Here is a 17,446-nt window from a genome sequence, read left to right as displayed (position 1 = left end):
GATCAGCGACTGGCGAGGCTCAGGTCGCCAAAGATCCGTTCCAGGCGCACCCGCGCCTCGCTGCTCTGGGCCTGGGCCTGCAGGTATTGCAGGCGCGCAGCCACCAGGGTGCGTTGGGCGTCGAGTACATCGAGGAAGGCGAACTTGCCGCGCTCGAAGCCGCGGGTGGCGGCATCCAGCGCCTGCTGTGCCGAAGGCAGGATCGAGCGGTCGAAGGTCTGCACCTCGCTGGCCGCCGTGCTCCACTGCGCCAGGGCCTGGACCACTTCGCTGCGCAGGCGCAGTTCGGCGCCATTGCGCTGGTCACGGGCCTGGTCGGCGCGCCGGGCAGCGGCCAGCACATTGCCCTGGTTGCGGTCGAACAAAGGAATCGGCACCGACAAGCCGACCACATTGATGCGCTCGCGGTCGGTTTCGCTGTACTGGCTGCCGACGCTGACCGTCAGGTCGGGAATACGCTGGCTGCGGGCCAGGCCCAGGGCGGCTTCGCGCTGGTCGATCTGCAGGCGGGCCAGACGCAAGTCGGCCGTCTGCTCCAGGCGATCGAGCAGCAGTGTGCGGCTGGGGATGTCGTTGTTCGCCTGCAGGCCGCCGTCAACGCGGCTGAACTGCACCCTGGCAGCGCCGGTGACGGCGGCCAGTTGCTGGTAGGCAACGGTCAGCGCCTGCTCGGCGCGGCCCTGCTCCAGGCGCACTTCTGACAGTTGCACCTGGGCGCGGGTAGCCTCGACCGGCGAGGCGCTGCCGGCCCTGACCCGGCCTTGCACCACTTGCAGCGCACGCTCGCTCAGGCGCAACGACTGCTCGGCCAGTTGCAAGCCTTCCTGGGCTTGGGCAGCGGCCTGGAAGGCAGCAATAACCTCGGCCCGCAGCACGTTGCGCTGGCGTTCCAGTTCCAGCGCCGCCAGCTCGGCATCGCGGCCGGCAACGTCCAGGCGCGCCCCCCGTTTGCCGCCCAGCTCGAACAGCTGGCTGACGCCAACGGTGGTGGTCTGCGAGCCTTTGCGGGTGTCTTCCACTTCCCAGCTCAGTTGCGGGTTGGGCAGTACACCGGCCTGGCGCCGCTCGCCTTCGGCAATGTCGATGCCCCAACGCGCCGCAGCCAGCTCGGGGTTGTTGTCACGGGCCGTCTGCAGCGCCGATTCCAGCGTTAATACGGGCTCCTGCGCCAGGGCCAGCGACGGCAAGGCCAGCAACAACAGGGCCAGCAATAGTCGGCCAGGGCCTGTGCCTGGCCGCTCCAGGGTGCAAAACATGGCGGACTCCTGCGTCGTGATCGGAGCCCGCACTCTAGTAATCGGGGTTTATCGCCAGGATGACTCAAGTATTACAAATCTGTAATCCAGGCAAACCGCAGGCGCGGATGGCTTAGTATCCGCCGCTCAATGCACTCCAGCGCTTGACCTTACAGTTACTACAGGGTTGAGAATCAGCGCCTTTCACTGCCAACGAGTCATCCCATGCGTCTACTGATTGTCGAGGACGAACTGCGCACCGCCGAATACCTGCAACAGGGCCTGCGCGAAAACGGCTACATCGTCGATTGCGCCCACACTGGCGCCGACGGCCTGCACCTGGCGCGCCAGCAGGCCTATGACCTGGTGATTCTCGACGTCAACCTGCCCGAGCTCGATGGCTGGACCGTGCTGCAGCGCCTGCGGGCCGAGTCCAGCACGCGGATCATGATGCTCACCGCCCACGGCCGCCTGGCCGATCGGGTCAAGGGCCTGGACCTGGGCGCCGACGATTACCTGCTCAAGCCCTTCGAGTTCCCCGAACTGCTGGCGCGCATCCGCAGCCTGTTGCGGCGCAACGACCAGGCCCTGCAACCGAATACCCTCAAGGTCGCCGACCTGGAGCTGGACCCCAGCCGCCACCGCGCCTACCGCAGCGGCCAGCGCATCGACCTGACCGCCAAGGAGTTCGCCCTGCTGCACCTGCTGATGCGCCAGAGCGGCGAGGTACTGTCGCGCACACAGATCATTTCGCTGGTCTGGGATATGAATTTCGATTGCGACACCAACGTGGTGGAAGTGTCGATCCGCCGCCTGCGGGCGAAAATCGACGATCCTTTCGACAACAAGCTGATCCACACCCTGCGCGGCGTCGGCTACGTACTTGAGGCCCGCGAATGAAACCTGCGCGCCTGTCGCTGCGCCTGGGCCTGAGCGTCAGCCTGATGGGCGCGGCGCTGGTGCTGCTGCTCGCATGCCTTGCGGTATTTGCCCTCGACCATGAGCTGGACAGCCGTGCACGCAAGCACCTGGCCAACAAGATGGCGCAGATCGAACACAGCCTGACGATTGACCTCAAGGCCGCCGACCTGGGCACGCCGGTGCATCCGTTGCTGGATGTGGTCATGGGCCACGACAACCTGAGCCTGAGCGTCATTGCCCTGACCGGCCGTCACTCAGCCCTGCTCACTCTGGGCCCGGCCCTGGAAGCCAACGCCTTGCTGCAGATTGAAAGCGGCCCGCACCTGGCTTTCAGCCCCTGGCGCGACCAGGACGGCGAACACCTGCTCACCGCCTCGCGGCTTATGCGCCTGCAGGATGGCACCCTGGTGCGGGTGCTGCTGACGGTCAATCGTGCCGACGACCATGCCCTGCTCCAGGCCTACCTGGGCTCGACCCTGTGGGCCTTGCCGCTGCTGCTGGTGCTGATCGGCCTGGGCGCCTGGAAGCTGGTCCAGCGCGGGCTGCTGCCATTGCGCCGTTTTCGCCGGGTGGCCGAACAGGTCTCGGCGCAAACCCTCAGCCACCGCCTGCCGGAAACCGGCCTGCCGCAAGAACTGGGCGATCTGGCGGGTGGTATCAACATCATGCTCGACCGCCTGGACGACGGCGTGCAGCGGTTGTCGCAGTTTTCCGACGACCTTGCCCATGAACTGCGCACGCCCATCGGCAACCTGATGGGCAAGGCCCAGGTCACCCTGACCCGCGAGCGCTCCAACGAGCAATACCGTGAAGCGCTGGAAAACAGCATCGAAGAGCTGACCCGGTTGAATCGCATCATCAACGACATGCTGTTCCTCGCCCAGGTCAGCCAGCCGCAGGCGCAGGTGCCGCTCAAGCCGGTGGTGCTGGCCGACGAGGTGCAGCGGGTTTGCGAACTGTTCGAATGCAACGCCGAGCAAAAAGGTATTGCCCTGCGCGTACAGGGCTGGGGCACGGTGCTGGGTGATCGCTTGATGGTGCAGCGGGCGCTGTCGAATCTGCTCAGCAATGCGATTCGCCATGGCGATGAGGGCCAGCCGATCAACATCGCGATTGAACGCCGCGACGGCTCGGTGTGGGTATCAGTGGAAAATCGCGGTCCCGGTATTGCCGCGATGCATTTGCCGCACCTGTTCGAGCGCTTTTACCGCGTGGGCTCGGGGCGCTCGCGCCTGGAAGGCGGTACCGGGCTGGGGCTGGCAATCGTGCGCTCGATCATGCAGGTGCATGGCGGGCGGGTTGAGGTGCAGAGCGAGCTGCAGGGGGTGACGCGGTTTAGCCTGGTGTTTGCCGATCAGGTTGGCTGATCGGGCCGGCTCCCACAGGGTTGCTTACTTTGTGGGAGCTGGCCTTGCCGGCGATGGGCTGCAAAGCAGCCCCGGACAATCTCAGTGCCGGCTGGCCGCCAGAATCAGCGCCTTCATCTGCGCCACCGCCGACTTGAAGCCAACGAACAGCGCATGGGCCACCAGCGCATGGCCGATGTTCAGTTCGTTGATGCCCTTGATCGCCGCCACCGCTTCAACGTTGTGGTAATGCAGGCCGTGACCGGCATTGACGATCAGGCCCTGGCCGAGCCCAAAGGCTACGCCATCGGCCACGCGCTTGAGCTCTTCAGCCACTTCGCTCGGGGTTTGCGCATCGGCATAACGGCCGGTGTGCAGCTCGATGGCCGGCGCACCGACACGGCGCGAGGCTTCGATCTGGCGCTCGTCAGCATCGATGAACAAGGACACTTCCGCGCCCAGACGCGACAGGCGCTCGACCGCAGCCTTGATCCGTGCTTCCTGGCCGGCGACGTCCAGGCCGCCTTCGGTGGTCAGCTCCTGACGGGTTTCCGGAACCAGGCAGATGTGCGCCGGGCGAATGCGCTCGGCAAACACCATCATTTCTTCGGTGACGCCCATTTCGAAGTTCATGCGCGTCTGCAGCACATCCTTGAGCAGCAGCACGTCACGCTCCTGGATGTGGCGGCGGTCTTCGCGCAAGTGCACGGTAATGCCATCGGCACCGGCCTCTTCAGCGTCCAGCGCGGCTTTGACCGGGTCCGGGTAGCGGGTACCACGCGCCTGGCGCAGGGTCGCCACGTGGTCGATGTTCACGCCGAGCAGCATGCGGTTGCTTTGAGTCACGAAGAGGCTCTCCTGAAGATTGAGCCCCACAGCATACGACGTTGTTCAGCGCTTGCGAAACAGTTCGCGACTGACCAGCGGCCGACCGCCCAGGTGTACGGCCAGGGCCTGGCGCATCAGGCGCTTGGCGGCGCCCAGAGCACCGGGGATTTCCCAGGCGGCTTCAGCCATGGCCAATAGCTCGGCACCGTTGAACAGCCCCGGCTGCAACAGGTAGACGCGCTCGAGCCCGGCATCGACCTGCAAGCGGTACAGGCCATCGACCACCAGCGGATCGCCGTTGACGTCGTGATCGAGAGCGAAGGCATAACCCAGTTCGTCCAGCAGGCGCCACTCGAACGCCCTCAGCAGCGGCTCCAGCGGGCGACCGGCGGCCAGCGCCTGCAAGGTCGCCGCATAGTGTTCGAATACCACCGGATGCGGGTCTTCAGCCGGCAGCAGGCGAATCAGCAGCTCGTTGAGGTACAGCCCGCTGAACAGCGCATCGCCATGCAGCCAGGCAGCGACACCGACGCTGTCCAGACGGCCGACGTTCTTCAGCTCGCCGCGGCCGCGAAACTCGACTTCAAGCGGGACGAACGGCCGCACCTGGCTGCCGCCTTTGCCACGGGCACGGCGCATGACCGCGCGCAGGCGTCCTTGCGGGGTGAGGAAATCCACCAGCGCGCTGGTTTCACGGTAGGCCCGGCTGTGCAGCACGTAGGCCGGTTGGCCAACTGGCAGTTCCATGAGCGGCGCTTCAGAAAAGGTTCGACCCGGCAGCGCACGCTACCGGGCCTGGAGCGATCAGAGGTCGCCGTAGCCCAGCGAACGCAGGGCGCGTTCGTCGTCGGACCAGCCACCCTTGACCTTGACCCAGAGGTTGAGCATGACCTTGGCGTCGAACAGCACTTCCATGTCCTTGCGCGCCTCGGAGCCGATGCGTTTGATCCGCTCGCCCTTATCGCCAATGATGATCTTCTTCTGGCCGTCACGCTCGACCAGGATCAGCGCATGGATGTGCAGGATCTTGCCCTGCTGCTTGAACTCTTCGATCTCGACGGTGATCTGGTACGGCAGCTCGGCGCCGAGTTGGCGCATGATCTTCTCGCGCACCAGTTCCGCGGCCAGGAAGCGGCTGCTGCGGTCGGTGATCTGGTCTTCCGGGAAGAAGTGCTCGTTTTCCGGCAGGTGTTTGGCGATCAGCCCTTCCAGCGCTTCGAGGTTGTGCCCCTGCTGGGCCGAGATCGGCACGATTTCGGCGTTCGGCAGTTGCTCCTGCAGCCATTGCAGGTGCGGGATCAGGTCGGCTTTCTCTTCGATCCGGTCGGTCTTGTTGATCGCCAGGATCACCGGGCCCTGCACGTACTGCACGCGCTCAAGCACCAATTGGTCTTCGTCGGTCCATTTGGTGCGGTCAACCACGAAGATCACCACGTCGACGTCCTTGAGGGCGGCCGAAGCGGTCTTGTTCATGTAACGGTTGAGCGCCTTTTCGTTGCTCTTGTGCATGCCCGGGGTATCGACGTAGATCGCCTGCACATCACCTTCGGTCTTGATCCCGAGCATGTTGTGGCGGGTGGTCTGCGGCTTGCGCGAGGTGATTGCGAGCTTTTGCCCGAGGATGTGGTTGAGCAGGGTCGACTTGCCGACGTTCGGGCGGCCGACAATGGCGACATAGCCGCAGCGGGTAGTGTTGGTATCAGTCATTGCCATTCTCCACGCCCAGGGCGATCAGTGCTGCGGCGGCCGCGACTTGCTCGGCGATACGCCGGCTGACGCCTTGCCCTCGGCTTTTTTCAGTCAAAAGGGTCACTTCGCATTCGACGAAAAACGTCCGGCAATGGGGTTCACCTTGAATATCCACCACTTCGTAGCGCGGCAGTTCGCAGGCCCGCGACTGCAGGAATTCCTGCAGACGGGTTTTCGGGTCCTTGTTGGTATCGACCAGGGTCAGGCTTTCGAATTCACCCGCCAGCCATGCCAGTACCCGCTCGCGAGCGGTCTGCATGTCCGAATCCAGGTAGATGGCGCCAATCAGCGCCTCCAGGGCATCGGCCAGGATCGACTCGCGGCGAAAACCGCCGCTTTTCAGCTCGCCCGAACCCAGGCGCAGGTATTCGCCCAGGTCAAAGCCCCGGGCCAGTACCGCCAGGGTCTCGCCCTTGACCAGCCGCGCACGCAGGCGCGACAGCTGGCCTTCGCGGGCCTGGGGGAAGCGCTCGAACAGCGCTTCACCGGCGACGAAGTTGAGGATCGCATCGCCGAGGAACTCGAGGCGTTCGTTGTTGCGCCCGGCAAAACTGCGGTGCGTCAGGGCCAGCAGCATCAGCTCCTGGTTCTTGAAGGTGTAGCCGAGCTGGCGCTCGAGGCGGCTCAAGGAAACGCTCACAGTGTACCCACGCGCAGTTCGTGGCCGAAATTCAGCCCGCACGCCTGGGCGCGGGGCTCACACTTTGCAACTCGGTACGCCGCCATCGGGGCTACCGTCGGATTTAACGCATTGTTCAAATCAACATCCTGAAAGACTGTTTGGCTCATGCTCGCTGGCCGGGGTGATCGGTTGCATCCAGGCTTCCCTGAACACAGCCTATGCCAGAAACGCATTCGGCGCTGTCCCAGGACAGCGCCGTTGTAGTGTTACTTGATCAGGCCGACCCGCGACAGGTTCGGGAAGTGGCTCAGTTTAGGCTCTGGCCAGCTCATCCAGACCGCGAAGGCCTTGCCGACGATGTTCTGGTCCGGGACCATGCCGTGCAGTTCCTTGGGAATGTTGGGGTCATCCCAGTAACGGCTGTCGTTGGAGTTGTCGCGGTTGTCGCCCATCATGAAGTAATGGCCGGCCGGGACTGTCCATTGCTGGTCAGGCGGCATGCGGTAGCGGCTCATTTCCTTGCGGATCAGGTGCTCGGCTTCACCGAGCTTTTCCTTGTACAGCTCGGCGCTGCCCAGGGTACCCGGCTCGGTGCCGACCAGCTGCTCGGCGATCGCCTGACCGTTGACGAACAGCTTCTTGTCGCTGGTGTAGCGAATCTGATCGCCCGGCAGGCCAACCACACGCTTGATGTAGTTGACGTTCGGGTCGCTCGGGTAGCGGAACACCATGACATCGCCACGCTGCGGATCACCCACCTCGATGACCTTCTTGTCGATCACCGGCAGGCGGATCCCGTAAGAGAACTTGTTCACCAGGATGAAGTCGCCCACTTCCAGGGTCGGCTTCATCGACCCCGAAGGGATCTGGAACGGCTCAATCAGGAACGAGCGCAGCACCAGGACAATGAACAGCACCGGGAAGAACGATTTACCGTACTCGACCAGCAACGGTTCCTTGTTCAGGCGCTCGACCACTGCCATTTCTGGCTGGCTGACGCTGCCCTGATAGTTGGCGATCGCCGAACGCCGGCGCGGGGCCAGGAACAGCAGGTCGACCAGGGCCAACAGACCGCAGACGGCGACGGCGATGACAAGCAACAGCGGGAAATTTAGCGACATAGGACCTAACTATCCAACCTGAGCACGGCGAGGAAGGCTTCTTGTGGGATTTCCACGTTACCGACCTGTTTCATGCGTTTCTTACCGGCCTTCTGCTTCTCCAACAGCTTGCGCTTACGGCTAACATCACCACCGTAGCATTTGGCCAGTACGTTCTTTCTGAGCGCCTTGACAGTCGTACGCGCAACAATCTGTCCGCCAATGGCGGCCTGGATTGCCACATCGAACATCTGCCGAGGAATCAGTTCCTTCATCTTCTCGGTCAATGCGCGGCCCTTGTAGTGCGCATTGTCGCGGTGCACGATCAGCGCCAGGGCGTCGACCTTGTCACCGTTGATCAGTACATCGAGCTTGACCAGGTTAGCCGACTGGTAGCGGTCGAAATGATAGTCCAGCGAGGCGTAGCCGCGGCTGGTGGACTTCAGGCGGTCGAAGAAGTCCAGTACCACTTCGTTCATCGGCAGGTCGTAGCGTACTTGCACCTGCGAGCCGAGGAACTGCATGTCGCGCTGTACGCCACGCTTCTCGATGCACAGGGTAATGACGTTGCCCAGGTGCTCCTGCGGCACCAGGATGGTGGCCGAAACGATCGGCTCACGGAAGTCTTCGACCGAGGACACATCCGGCAGCTTCGACGGGTTGTCGACGTAGATGGTTTCGCCGGTCTTGAGCTTGACCTCGAAGATTACGCTCGGCGCGGTGGTGATCAGGTCCAGGTCGTACTCGCGCTCCAGGCGCTCCTGGATGATCTCCATGTGCAGCATGCCGAGGAAGCCGCAACGGAAGCCGAAGCCCAGGGCGTCGGAGCTTTCCGGCAGGTACTGCAGCGACGAGTCGTTCAGGGTCAGTTTCTGCAATGCATCACGAAAATCTTCGAAATCATCGGAACTGACCGGGAACAGACCGGCATACACCTGCGGTTGAATACGTTTGAAGCCTGGCAGCACCTCGACCTCGGGGGTCGTGCTCAGGGTCAGGGTGTCACCCACCGGCGCGCCGTGAATGTCCTTGATGCTGGCGATGATGAAGCCTACTTCGCCGGCCTTGAGATCGGCGGTCTGGGTGTGCTTGGGGGTGAACACACCGACGCTGTCGACCAGGTGGACCTTGCCGGTGGACTTGACCAGGATCTTGTCGCCCTTCTTCACCCGGCCGTGACGGACACGCACCAGGGAGACAACGCCCAGGTAGTTGTCGAACCAGGAGTCGATGATCAGCGCCTGCAGCGGCGCCTCGATGTCACCGGTAGGCGCCGGGATGGTGTGCACCAGGCGCTCGAGCACCTCGTCGACGCCCATGCCGCTCTTGGCGCTGCAGGCCACGGCGTCGGTGGCGTCGATACCGATGATCTTCTCGATCTCGTCCTTGACCTTGTCCGGGTCGGCCTGGGGCAGGTCCATCTTGTTCAGTACCGGCATGACCTCAAGGCCCTGCTCGATGGCGGTGTAGCAGTTGGCGACCGACTGGGCTTCTACACCCTGGCCGGCGTCGACCACCAGCAAGGCACCTTCACAGGCCGCCAGCGAGCGGCTGACTTCGTAGGTGAAGTCAACGTGGCCGGGGGTGTCGATGAAGTTCAGCTGATAGGTTTTGCCGTCTTGCGCCTTGTAGTGCAGGGTGACGCTGTGGGCTTTGATGGTGATACCGCGTTCACGCTCCAGGTCCATGGAATCGAGTACCTGGGCCTCCATTTCACGCGCAGTCAGGCCACCGCACATCTGAATGAAGCGGTCGGCCAGGGTCGACTTGCCATGGTCAATGTGGGCGATGATGGAGAAATTGCGGATATGACTCAAATCACTCACGGGTCAACACTCAAAAAGGCTGCGGGCCGGACGCCCACCGAAAAATAGCCGGGAATTGTACCTGAAGCTTGACGTTGGCGTCACGTGAACTGTGGGTACCGCGATTGTGGGAAATCGGTGCATGCCCCGGAAAACCTGCGCGGCGCCCAGAAAAAAGGGCAGCCGAGGCTGCCCTTTTCTGCTCAAGCCGGCTTATTCAGCCAGTTTGAAGGTGATGAAGCTGGCGCGGCCCTGACGCAGGACGCGCATCGACACCGAACGGTTCTTCGGCAGCTCTTTGGCGATTTCGGTGAACTGCTTGGCCGAAAGGATCGCCTGGTTGTTCAGATGACTGATGACGTCGCCCGGACGCAGGCCGATCAGCGCTGCCGGACCGTCCTGGACTTCCTTGATGACCACGCCGCCCTTGAGCTCGAGGGACTTCTTCTGCTCGGCGGTCAGGTCGGCCACCGACACACCCAGGCGGTTGCTGCTGCGCTCGACGCCGCCATTGGCGTTGGTGGTGATGTCGGCATCTTCATCCGGCAGTGCGCCGATGGTGATGTCCAGCGACTGGCGTTTGCCATTGCGGATGATGTCGAGCTTGGCCTTGGCGCCATCCTTGAGGCCACCGACCAGGTGCGGCAGGTCGGCAGACATGACGATCGGCTGACCGTTCATGCTCAGGATCACGTCACCGACCTGCAGGCCACCCTTGGCGGCCGGGCCATCTTCCAGCACCTGGGCGACCAGGGCACCGGCCGGCTTGTCGAGACCGAAGGACTCAGCCAGGTCCTTGTTGACCTCCTGAATCACCACGCCCAGCCAACCGCGGCTGACCTTGCCGTCTTTCTTCAGCTGATTGGAAACATCCAGCGCGACATCGATCGGGATGGCGAACGACAGGCCCATGAAGCCACCGGAACGGGTAAAGATCTGCGAGTTGATACCCACCACTTCGCCGTTCATGTTGAACAGCGGGCCACCGGAGTTACCCGGGTTGATCGCCACGTCGGTCTGGATGAATGGCACGTAGGTGTCGTTGGGCAGGGTACGGCCCTTGGCACTGACGATACCTTTGGTCACCGAATGGTCGAAGCCGAACGGCGAACCGATGGCCAGCACCCACTCACCGACCTTGAGCTTCTCGGAGTCACCCAGCTTGACGGTCGGCAGGTCCTTGCCTTCGACCTTGAGCAGGGCCACGTCGGTGCGCGGGTCGGTGCCGACCAGCTTGGCCTGCAGCTCGCTGCGGTCCGACAGGCGGACGATGATCTCATCGGCGTCGGCGACCACATGGTTGTTGGTCAGCACGTAACCGTCGCTGGAGATGATGAAGCCCGAACCCAGCGATTGCGCTTCACGCTGGCGGTCACCGCGCGGCGAACGCGGCGTCTGCGGCATGTTGCGCTCGAAGAATTCGCGGAACATCGGCGGCAGGCCTTCAAGATCAGGCATCTGCCCGGCGGCGTACTTGCGGTCCGGCAGTTTCTGCTTGGTACTGATGTTCACCACCGCAGGCGAGGCCTGCTCGACCAGGGTGGTGAAGTCCGGCAGGGCTTCGGCCTGGGCGGTGAGCACCTGACCGAGCATGAACACGGCGGCGACCATCGATAGGTAGGTTTTCAAGCGTGGTATTGACATACGGCTCCCGTCACAACGAGCGTGGTTAGCAGTAGGGACCTGCAGAAGCAGGAAAGGCCAGCCCCCGAAAGGACTGACCTATAGAAAAATTCTGGAGTTTTTGCAAACTGCAAAGCTTGCCAATCATGTCAGCCAAGCAATCCTCGACCTGTCAGCCTCATTGCCTGCGCCTCATTTTTTAGCCTGGGCATCCTGGGCGCGCATGGACAGCGCAATGCGTTCGGCGGTGCCGATAGGGATCTCGCCCACCACAGTCACCATCATTTCGCCCTGGGGCGTGGTCAGGCGCCGCGAGACGGCGACCGTCGGGCCCAGCTGCGTGCGGATATCGGCGGCCGAGCCTTTGTCGAGGGCTTCGACGAACACCGAAAAGCGCGCCAGGCCGTCGTCGTACATCAGGCTGCTGACGGCATTCTTGCTTTGCGGGTCCTTGCGCACGGAGCTGGTGATCAGCTCGAATCCAGGTGGCAACCAGTCCGATCGCCAGCCGGTGACAGGTTGTGCAGCCTGCGCGGTCAGTTGGGCAACCGGCTTGCAGATGCCACTGGCCTTGAGCTGTTCATCGCTTGGTGCGACGGCGGTATTCAGGCGAGTGAACTGGAAACGCTCGAGCAATCGCCCACCGTCGTCGAGCATCAACGACTTGAGCGGCAGCCCGGTGTCTTTATCCAGGTGCAGCTCGAAGGCATAGCGGTGTTGATCACGCGGGGTAAGGGTGACGATTACCGCTTCACGGTCGGCCACCCTAGATTTGCCGGCGACCCCGAGGTCGTACCAGCTCATCAGTTTCAGAGGATCAAGCACTCGCGCCGCAGACTCCGGCGTGTTGGCCACTCCCGGTACCAGGGCCCCGCTTACGCACTGGGTCTGCCCGTCGACACGCACGACTTCCTGGGCCGAGCCATCGAGCTGCAACAGCCGCTCGCTGACTTTGCCGCTCTGGACGCGATGCCAGATGTCGTGGGTGGAGAAGCTACCGTTACGCTCGTAAACGAAAGTACCCTGATAACTCTGCTGTTGCTCGGCCTGGGCCAGACGCTTGAGCCAGTCACCTGCCTGCGCAGAGGAGTTGGCGGCAAGGGCCGGTAGCGTCAACCAGCCACCCAGCAGCAGCGGTATGAGAGGTAGCGCGCGCATGATCCTCCTTACTTAGCGATTTTCCAGGCTGGCTGCACGTGCATACGGCAGAGCGCTCTCGGTACCCTTGAGGGCTGCTTCCTGAGCATGCTGACGCAGGTAGCCAGGCAGACGCTGGTCGTGCCAGCCGGTTTGCCCCTGCAGCACGCCATTGGCCATCGGGCCTGGCTGTTCTGCACTTTCACTATAGCCTGCCAATACGGCCGGGCCCTGTGCTTGTGGCAAGCTCAGGCCTTGCTGCGCCGGTTGTTGGGCAGCCAGCTGGGCACCGCTGATTTCGTCCTGGTTGTACAGGCGTACACCGGCCAGTACCGCGACAGTCACCGAAGCGGCAACGGCCAGGCGGCCCAGGCTGCGCCAGGGTCCACGGGAGACCTTGGCGGGAGCGGGTTCATCGGCCAGGGCTGCGGATACGGCCGAGGCGATATCCAGCTGTGGCAGTACCAGCTCTTTGTGCATGGCTGCACGGGCTACCTGGTAACGCGACCAGGTGGCACGGGTTTCGGGATCATCGACGGCATTCAACACCCGTCGTAATTCCAGTTCGTCCGCTTCGTTATCCATCACCGCGGACAGCGATTCCTGCAAAGCTTCACGACTCATGGCGGTTCCTCTCTTGGCTGTCGCCGCTGTCTCAGGTTTCCTGCAACAACGGCTGCAGGGCTTTGTCTATGGCCTCCCGAGCGCGGAAGATTCGAGAGCGCACGGTACCCACCGGACACTGCATGACGCTCGCAATGTCCTCGTAACTCAGACCATCGAATTCACGTAAAGTTAACGCCGTACGCAAATCTTCTGGCAGTTGCTGGATGGTCCGATGGACGGTGCCTTCGATCTCATCTCGCAACAACGCGCGCTCGGGGGACTCCAGATCCTTGAGGCCATGATCGCCGTCGTAAAATTCCGCATCCTCGGAACTTACATCGCTGTCTGGTGGCCGCCGACCGCGGGACACCAGATAGTTTTTTGCCGTGTTGATGGCAATGCGGTACAGCCAGGTATAAAAGGCGCTGTCCCCGCGAAAATTACCAAGCGCCCGGTAAGCCTTGATGAAAGCTTCCTGCGCCACATCCTGGGCTTCATGGGTGTCGTGGACAAAACGCACGATCAACCCGAGAATCTTGTGCTGATACTTCAGCACCAACAGATCGAACGCTCGCCTGTCGCCACGCTGCACGCGCTCGACAAGCTGCTGATCCTCTTCCTGGGTTAGCATGAACACTCCTCAGTGAACTCGAAGGAGCGTTGCACCTGCCATCGTTCAGGCTTGCAACCATAGACTCGGGCTTTGCGCAAAAGTTCTCCCCTCCAAGCAAGTTTCCTGCGGCCCTTGGTCGGCTCGCACGAAAAACGCAGCGCGGTCACGGCCGGCTGCGTCGATAATCGGGTCTCGAATACGCAAACAGTGCCTTCAAGGGGCGCCTGCCATGCGTCGCCGCGGCATTGTGGCGTGCGGGCATCCTTCTATGGATATCCGTACATCACGGAAAGTTCCCACAAAAGGCTCCCTGGACTGCACAAGCGCCATTGGAAATCAGGGCCTTGGGGCTGCTATAAAGGCAGCCGGTCCAGATTCACGATAGTTTCACAATGCCATAAGCGCCTGACTATTGTGCCGATCCCCCCCTTCAGATACTAGTGTCCTGACATGAGCCAACAATTCCAACATGATGTTCTCGTGATCGGCAGCGGCGCCGCCGGCCTCAGCCTGGCCCTGACCCTCCCCGGTCACCTGCGCGTCGCCGTGCTCAGCAAGGGCGACCTCGCCAATGGCTCGACCTTCTGGGCCCAGGGCGGCGTGGCCGCGGTGCTGGACGACACCGACACGGTGCAGTCCCACGTCGAAGACACCCTCAATGCCGGTGGCGGCCTGTGTCACGAAGACGCCGTGCGCTTCACCGTTGAGCATAGCCGCGAAGCGATCCAGTGGCTGATCGACCAGGGCGTGCCTTTTACCCGCGACGAACACGCCGGCGATGAAGAAAGCGGCTTCGAGTTCCACCTGACCCGCGAAGGCGGCCACAGCCATCGGCGCATCATCCACGCCGCTGATGCCACCGGCGCGGCGATCTTCACCACCTTGCTGGCGCAAGCGCGGCTGCGGCCGAATATCGAGCTGCTGGAACAACGGGTAGCGGTCGACCTGATTACCGAACGGCGCCTGGGCCTGGACGGCGATCGCTGCCTGGGAGCGTATGTGCTGGACCGCACCAGCGGCGAAGTCGACACCTTCGGCGCGCGCTTTACCGTGCTCGCCACCGGCGGCGCAGCCAAGGTCTACCTCTACACCAGCAACCCCGACGGCGCCTGCGGCGATGGCATCGCCATGGCCTGGCGCGCCGGTTGCCGGGTGGCCAACCTTGAGTTCAACCAGTTCCACCCGACTTGCCTGTACCACCCGCAGGCCAAGAGTTTTTTGATCACCGAAGCCCTGCGCGGCGAAGGCGGCCTGCTCAAGCTGCCCAATGGCGAGCGTTTCATGCCGCGCTTCGACCCGCGTGAAGAACTGGCCCCGCGCGACATCGTCGCCCGCGCCATCGACCATGAAATGAAGCGCCTGGGGGTGGACTGCGTCTACCTGGACATCAGCCACAAGCCGGCCGAATTCGTCAAAAGCCACTTCCCCACCGTTTACGAGCGCTGCCTGGGCTTTGGCATCGACATCACCCGCCAGCCGATCCCGGTAGTACCGGCCGCCCATTACACCTGCGGCGGAGTGATGGTCGACGAACAAGGCCTGACCGACGTGCCGGGCCTGTACGCCATCGGCGAAACCAGTTTTACCGGCCTGCACGGCGCCAACCGCATGGCCAGCAATTCGCTGCTCGAATGTTTTGTCTACGGGCGCTCGGCCGCCAACGACATCGTCGCCCGCCTGGACCAGACCGCAATGCCCCGGGCGCTGCCGTGCTGGGATGCCAGCCAGGTGACCGATTCGGACGAAGACGTGATCATCGCGCACAACTGGGACGAACTGCGGCGCTTCATGTGGGACTACGTCGGCATCGTGCGCACCAACAAGCGCCTGCAGCGCGCCGAACACCGGGTACGCCTGCTGCTCGATGAAATCGACGAGTTCTACAGCAACTACAAAGTCAGCCGCGACCTGATCGAATTGCGCAACCTGGCCCAGGTCGCCGAACTGATGATCCGCTCGGCCATGCAACGCAAGGAAAGCCGCGGCCTGCACTACACCCTGGATTACCCGGGCATGCTCACAGAGGCCCGCGACACTATCCTGCAGCCACCCACCTACGCCGACTGAATTTCAGGCGTAAACGCAGGCGCCGGTGCTGCACCGGCTCCAGCGCGTCGAAGGCGATGCACTGGCCCTCGTTGAAACGCCGCCCGGCCCGGCGAAAGCGCAATACCACGCATCCGGGCAAGGCCAGGCTGTCGGGCTTGAGTTGCACCGCCTGCCAGCCCTGGGCGCGGCTGAACAACTGCCAGCCGTGGGCATCCCGGCGCAGGGCGGTAATGGCGTTGGGGTGGGTCAGCAGGATGCGCCGGGGAATGACCCAGGCACCATGCAGCAGGCACAGGGCAATGGCCGCCAGGCGCAACCACAGGGGCACCTCCAGCAGGCTCAGGGCCAGCAAGGCCAGCAGCAGGCTGGCCAGGTATGCCGCCAACAGTGCCCTTGAGCCCTGCCAGCGACATTCGAAACGCTCACTTGGGCTGGACACGGTCCAGGATGATGCGAACCATGCGTTGCAGCTCCGGGTCTTCGGACTCGCTGCGCTCCATGAACCAGCCGAACATGTCCTGGTCTTCGCAGCTCAGCAGGCGCTTGTACAGCTCACGGTCGGCCTCGCTCAGGGTCGGGTAGACCTCCGCGCTGAACGGGACCAGCAGTACATCAAGCTCGAGCATGCCGCGGCGGCTGTGCCAAAAGAGCCGGTTGAGTTCAGTTTGTTCGACCATGAAGCCCTCCTAAAATAGGCCGCCAGTATACAGAGCCAGCGCCCGGGGGACACGCGACGTTGGTCCGGACATGTGAGCAAATAATGACAGAGGCCTGTACTCAACTACCTATTTTGCCGACAGCGCTCTATCATGGGCCCCAGTCCTATCACCTTGCGATAAACCATGGCCGATTCCGCTTTTTTCTGCACCCTTTCCCACGAAGGCGTTCTCGCCGTCCGCGGCTCGGACGCCGGCAAGTTCCTGCAAGGCCAGCTGACCTGCAACATCAGTTACCTCAACGAGCATACCGCCAGCCTCGGCGCCCGCTGCATGGTCAAGGGCCGCATGCAGTCGAGCTTTCGCATCCTCCCCGAAGGCGATGGCTACCTGCTGGCGATGACCCGCGAACTGCTCGAACCGCAACTGGCCGACCTTAAAAAGTACGCAGTGTTCTCCAAGGCCAAGCTGACCGACGACAGCGCTGCCTGGGTGCGTTTCGGCCTGCACGACGGTGCAGCCGCGCTGACGGCCCTGGGCCTGGAAGTGCCGGTGCAGACTGACGCGGTCACCCGTCACAACGGCTTGGTCGCCATTGCCGTATCGGCTGGGCGCATCGAGCTATGGGTACCTGCCGAGCAGGCCCCGGCGGTGCAAGCGCAACTGGCGGCGCAGCTGGCCGAGGCTGACCTCAACGACTGGCTGCTCGGACAGATCCGCGCCGGTATCGGCCAGGTCATGCTGCAAACTCGCGAGCTGTTCATTCCGCAGATGATCAACCTGCAGGCCGTGGGTGGCGTGAGCTTCAAGAAAGGCTGTTACACCGGCCAGGAAATCGTCGCGCGCATGCAGTACCTGGGCAAGCTCAAGCGCCGCCAGTACCGCCTGGCCCTGGCCGAGGGTGACCTGCCGCAGCCCGGTACCGAAGTGTTCTCGCCCACCCACAACTCCTCCGTTGGTGAAGTGGTACTGGCGGCCCGCAGTGAACAGGGCTGCGAACTGCTGGCCGTGCTGACCGCCGACGCGGTTGCCGACAACAACCTGCACCTGGGCAGCGCCGAAGGTCCGCGCCTGGAGCTGCTGACGCTTCCTTACGAACTGGACCGCGATCGCGAAATCCAGCGCTGAGCCTGCGCCCGCCCTGCACGGGCGGGGC

Annotated in this window: 17 protein-coding genes; 4 read left to right on the top strand and 13 right to left on the bottom strand. The window is 63.0% G+C overall.

Annotated elements, in window-relative coordinates; all coding sequences use genetic code 11:
• Positions 1-2: 2 nt before the first annotated feature.
• Positions 3-1,256 carry a TolC family protein gene (locus tag ACIOVF_RS10595; protein WP_093380056.1) on the bottom strand — a complete coding sequence of 418 codons (1,254 nt, stop codon included), beginning with the start codon at positions 1,254-1,256 and terminating at the stop codon, positions 3-5.
• A gap of 204 nt (positions 1,257-1,460) precedes the next feature.
• Here ACIOVF_RS10595 and ACIOVF_RS10590 point away from each other — a divergent pair, with 204 nt between their 5' ends.
• A complete protein-coding gene (locus tag ACIOVF_RS10590) occupies positions 1,461-2,135 on the top strand; it encodes a heavy metal response regulator transcription factor (protein ID WP_045197646.1) in 675 nt (224 codons plus the stop codon).
• Complete coding sequence (locus ACIOVF_RS10585; protein WP_045197643.1) at positions 2,132-3,523, top strand: heavy metal sensor histidine kinase; 1,392 nt, start codon at positions 2,132-2,134, stop codon at positions 3,521-3,523. The genes ACIOVF_RS10590 and ACIOVF_RS10585 overlap by 4 nt, the downstream gene beginning before the upstream one ends.
• A gap of 81 nt (positions 3,524-3,604) precedes the next feature.
• Here the strand turns inward: ACIOVF_RS10585 and pdxJ are convergent, their stop codons facing one another.
• The 10 genes from pdxJ to rpoE all read right to left on the bottom strand — a co-directional run bounded on the left by pdxJ (position 3,605) and on the right by rpoE (position 13,603).
• Complete coding sequence (pdxJ, locus tag ACIOVF_RS10580) at positions 3,605-4,330, bottom strand: pyridoxine 5'-phosphate synthase (RefSeq protein ID WP_401289442.1); 726 nt, start codon at positions 4,328-4,330, stop codon at positions 3,605-3,607.
• 63 nt (positions 4,331-4,393) lie between these two features.
• Positions 4,394-5,077, bottom strand: coding sequence for a DNA repair protein RecO (gene recO / locus ACIOVF_RS10575; RefSeq protein ID WP_195884894.1), 684 nt, complete (start codon positions 5,075-5,077; stop codon positions 4,394-4,396).
• A 57-nt stretch (positions 5,078-5,134) separates the two neighbouring features.
• Positions 5,135-6,037 (bottom strand): GTPase Era, encoded by a 903-nt coding sequence (gene era / locus ACIOVF_RS10570; protein ID WP_045197636.1) that lies wholly within the window; start codon positions 6,035-6,037, stop codon positions 5,135-5,137.
• A complete protein-coding gene (gene rnc / locus ACIOVF_RS10565) occupies positions 6,030-6,719 on the bottom strand; it encodes a ribonuclease III (RefSeq protein ID WP_010220977.1) in 690 nt (229 codons plus the stop codon). Before rnc ends, era begins: the two co-directional genes overlap by 8 nt.
• A 248-nt stretch (positions 6,720-6,967) precedes the next feature.
• On the bottom strand, positions 6,968-7,822 hold the full coding sequence (gene lepB, locus ACIOVF_RS10560) for a signal peptidase I (RefSeq protein WP_045197633.1): 855 nt from the start codon (positions 7,820-7,822) through the stop codon (positions 6,968-6,970).
• Between the two features lie 5 nt (positions 7,823-7,827).
• Complete coding sequence (lepA, locus tag ACIOVF_RS10555; protein WP_045197631.1) at positions 7,828-9,627, bottom strand: translation elongation factor 4; 1,800 nt, start codon at positions 9,625-9,627, stop codon at positions 7,828-7,830.
• 192 nt (positions 9,628-9,819) lie between these two features.
• Positions 9,820-11,217, bottom strand: coding sequence for a DegQ family serine endoprotease (locus ACIOVF_RS10550; RefSeq protein ID WP_176794323.1), 1,398 nt, complete (start codon positions 11,215-11,217; stop codon positions 9,820-9,822).
• Positions 11,218-11,421: 204 nt separating this feature from the next.
• Positions 11,422-12,387, bottom strand: coding sequence for a MucB/RseB C-terminal domain-containing protein (locus ACIOVF_RS10545; protein ID WP_045197627.1), 966 nt, complete (start codon positions 12,385-12,387; stop codon positions 11,422-11,424).
• A 12-nt stretch (positions 12,388-12,399) separates the two neighbouring features.
• Positions 12,400-12,990: a sigma-E factor negative regulatory protein gene (locus ACIOVF_RS10540; RefSeq protein WP_401289276.1), complete on the bottom strand. Its 591-nt coding sequence runs from the start codon at positions 12,988-12,990 to the stop codon at positions 12,400-12,402.
• A 31-nt stretch (positions 12,991-13,021) separates the two neighbouring features.
• Positions 13,022-13,603, bottom strand: a complete 582-nt coding sequence (gene rpoE, locus ACIOVF_RS10535) for an RNA polymerase sigma factor RpoE (RefSeq protein WP_010220971.1) — start codon at positions 13,601-13,603, stop codon at positions 13,022-13,024.
• Between the two features lie 432 nt (positions 13,604-14,035).
• Between rpoE and nadB the strand changes: the two genes are divergently transcribed.
• Positions 14,036-15,652, top strand: coding sequence for an L-aspartate oxidase (nadB, locus tag ACIOVF_RS10530; protein WP_045197623.1), 1,617 nt, complete (start codon positions 14,036-14,038; stop codon positions 15,650-15,652).
• Here the strand turns inward: nadB and ACIOVF_RS10525 are convergent.
• Together ACIOVF_RS10525 and ACIOVF_RS10520 are read right to left on the bottom strand one after the other, a co-directional pair.
• Positions 15,621-16,073 carry a protein YgfX gene (locus tag ACIOVF_RS10525; protein ID WP_401289273.1) on the bottom strand — a complete coding sequence of 151 codons (453 nt, stop codon included), beginning with the start codon at positions 16,071-16,073 and terminating at the stop codon, positions 15,621-15,623. The genes nadB and ACIOVF_RS10525 overlap by 32 nt on opposite strands.
• Positions 16,057-16,311 (bottom strand): succinate dehydrogenase assembly factor 2, encoded by a 255-nt coding sequence (locus ACIOVF_RS10520; RefSeq protein ID WP_038607607.1) that lies wholly within the window; start codon positions 16,309-16,311, stop codon positions 16,057-16,059. Before ACIOVF_RS10520 ends, ACIOVF_RS10525 begins: the two co-directional genes overlap by 17 nt.
• A gap of 165 nt (positions 16,312-16,476) precedes the next feature.
• Here ACIOVF_RS10520 and ACIOVF_RS10515 point away from each other — a divergent pair, with 165 nt between their 5' ends.
• On the top strand, positions 16,477-17,418 hold the full coding sequence (locus tag ACIOVF_RS10515; RefSeq protein ID WP_401289270.1) for a YgfZ/GcvT domain-containing protein: 942 nt from the start codon (positions 16,477-16,479) through the stop codon (positions 17,416-17,418).
• The last annotated feature ends 28 nt before the right edge of the window (positions 17,419-17,446 follow it).

The organism is Pseudomonas sp. NPDC087612, assembly GCF_044743505.1.
Lineage (GTDB): Bacteria > Pseudomonadota > Gammaproteobacteria > Pseudomonadales > Pseudomonadaceae > Aquipseudomonas.
Note: the sequence above shows the minus strand (reverse complement) of the source record. Positions and strands in the feature narration are given on the sequence as shown.

Bases quoted from the DNA above. Each gene is read 5' to 3' on its own strand.
- ACIOVF_RS10595 (WP_093380056.1), bottom strand. From the start codon at position 1,256: ATGTTTTGCACCCTGGAGCGGCCAGGCACAGGCCCTGGCCGACTATTG.
- ACIOVF_RS10590 (WP_045197646.1), top strand. From the start codon at position 1,461: ATGCGTCTACTGATTGTCGAGGACGAACTGCGCACCGCCGAATACCTG.
- ACIOVF_RS10585 (WP_045197643.1), top strand. From the start codon at position 2,132: ATGAAACCTGCGCGCCTGTCGCTGCGCCTGGGCCTGAGCGTCAGCCTG.
- pdxJ (WP_401289442.1), bottom strand. From the start codon at position 4,330: ATGCTGCTCGGCGTGAACATCGACCACGTGGCGACCCTGCGCCAGGCG.
- recO (WP_195884894.1), bottom strand. From the start codon at position 5,077: ATGGAACTGCCAGTTGGCCAACCGGCCTACGTGCTGCACAGCCGGGCC.
- era (WP_045197636.1), bottom strand. From the start codon at position 6,037: ATGACTGATACCAACACTACCCGCTGCGGCTATGTCGCCATTGTCGGC.
- lepB (WP_045197633.1), bottom strand. From the start codon at position 7,822: ATGTCGCTAAATTTCCCGCTGTTGCTTGTCATCGCCGTCGCCGTCTGC.
- ACIOVF_RS10550 (WP_176794323.1), bottom strand. From the start codon at position 11,217: ATGGTCGCCGCCGTGTTCATGCTCGGTCAGGTGCTCACCGCCCAGGCC.
- ACIOVF_RS10545 (WP_045197627.1), bottom strand. From the start codon at position 12,387: ATGCGCGCGCTACCTCTCATACCGCTGCTGCTGGGTGGCTGGTTGACG.
- ACIOVF_RS10540 (WP_401289276.1), bottom strand. From the start codon at position 12,990: ATGAGTCGTGAAGCTTTGCAGGAATCGCTGTCCGCGGTGATGGATAAC.
- rpoE (WP_010220971.1), bottom strand. From the start codon at position 13,603: ATGCTAACCCAGGAAGAGGATCAGCAGCTTGTCGAGCGCGTGCAGCGT.
- nadB (WP_045197623.1), top strand. From the start codon at position 14,036: ATGAGCCAACAATTCCAACATGATGTTCTCGTGATCGGCAGCGGCGCC.
- ACIOVF_RS10520 (WP_038607607.1), bottom strand. From the start codon at position 16,311: ATGGTCGAACAAACTGAACTCAACCGGCTCTTTTGGCACAGCCGCCGC.
- ACIOVF_RS10515 (WP_401289270.1), top strand. From the start codon at position 16,477: ATGGCCGATTCCGCTTTTTTCTGCACCCTTTCCCACGAAGGCGTTCTC.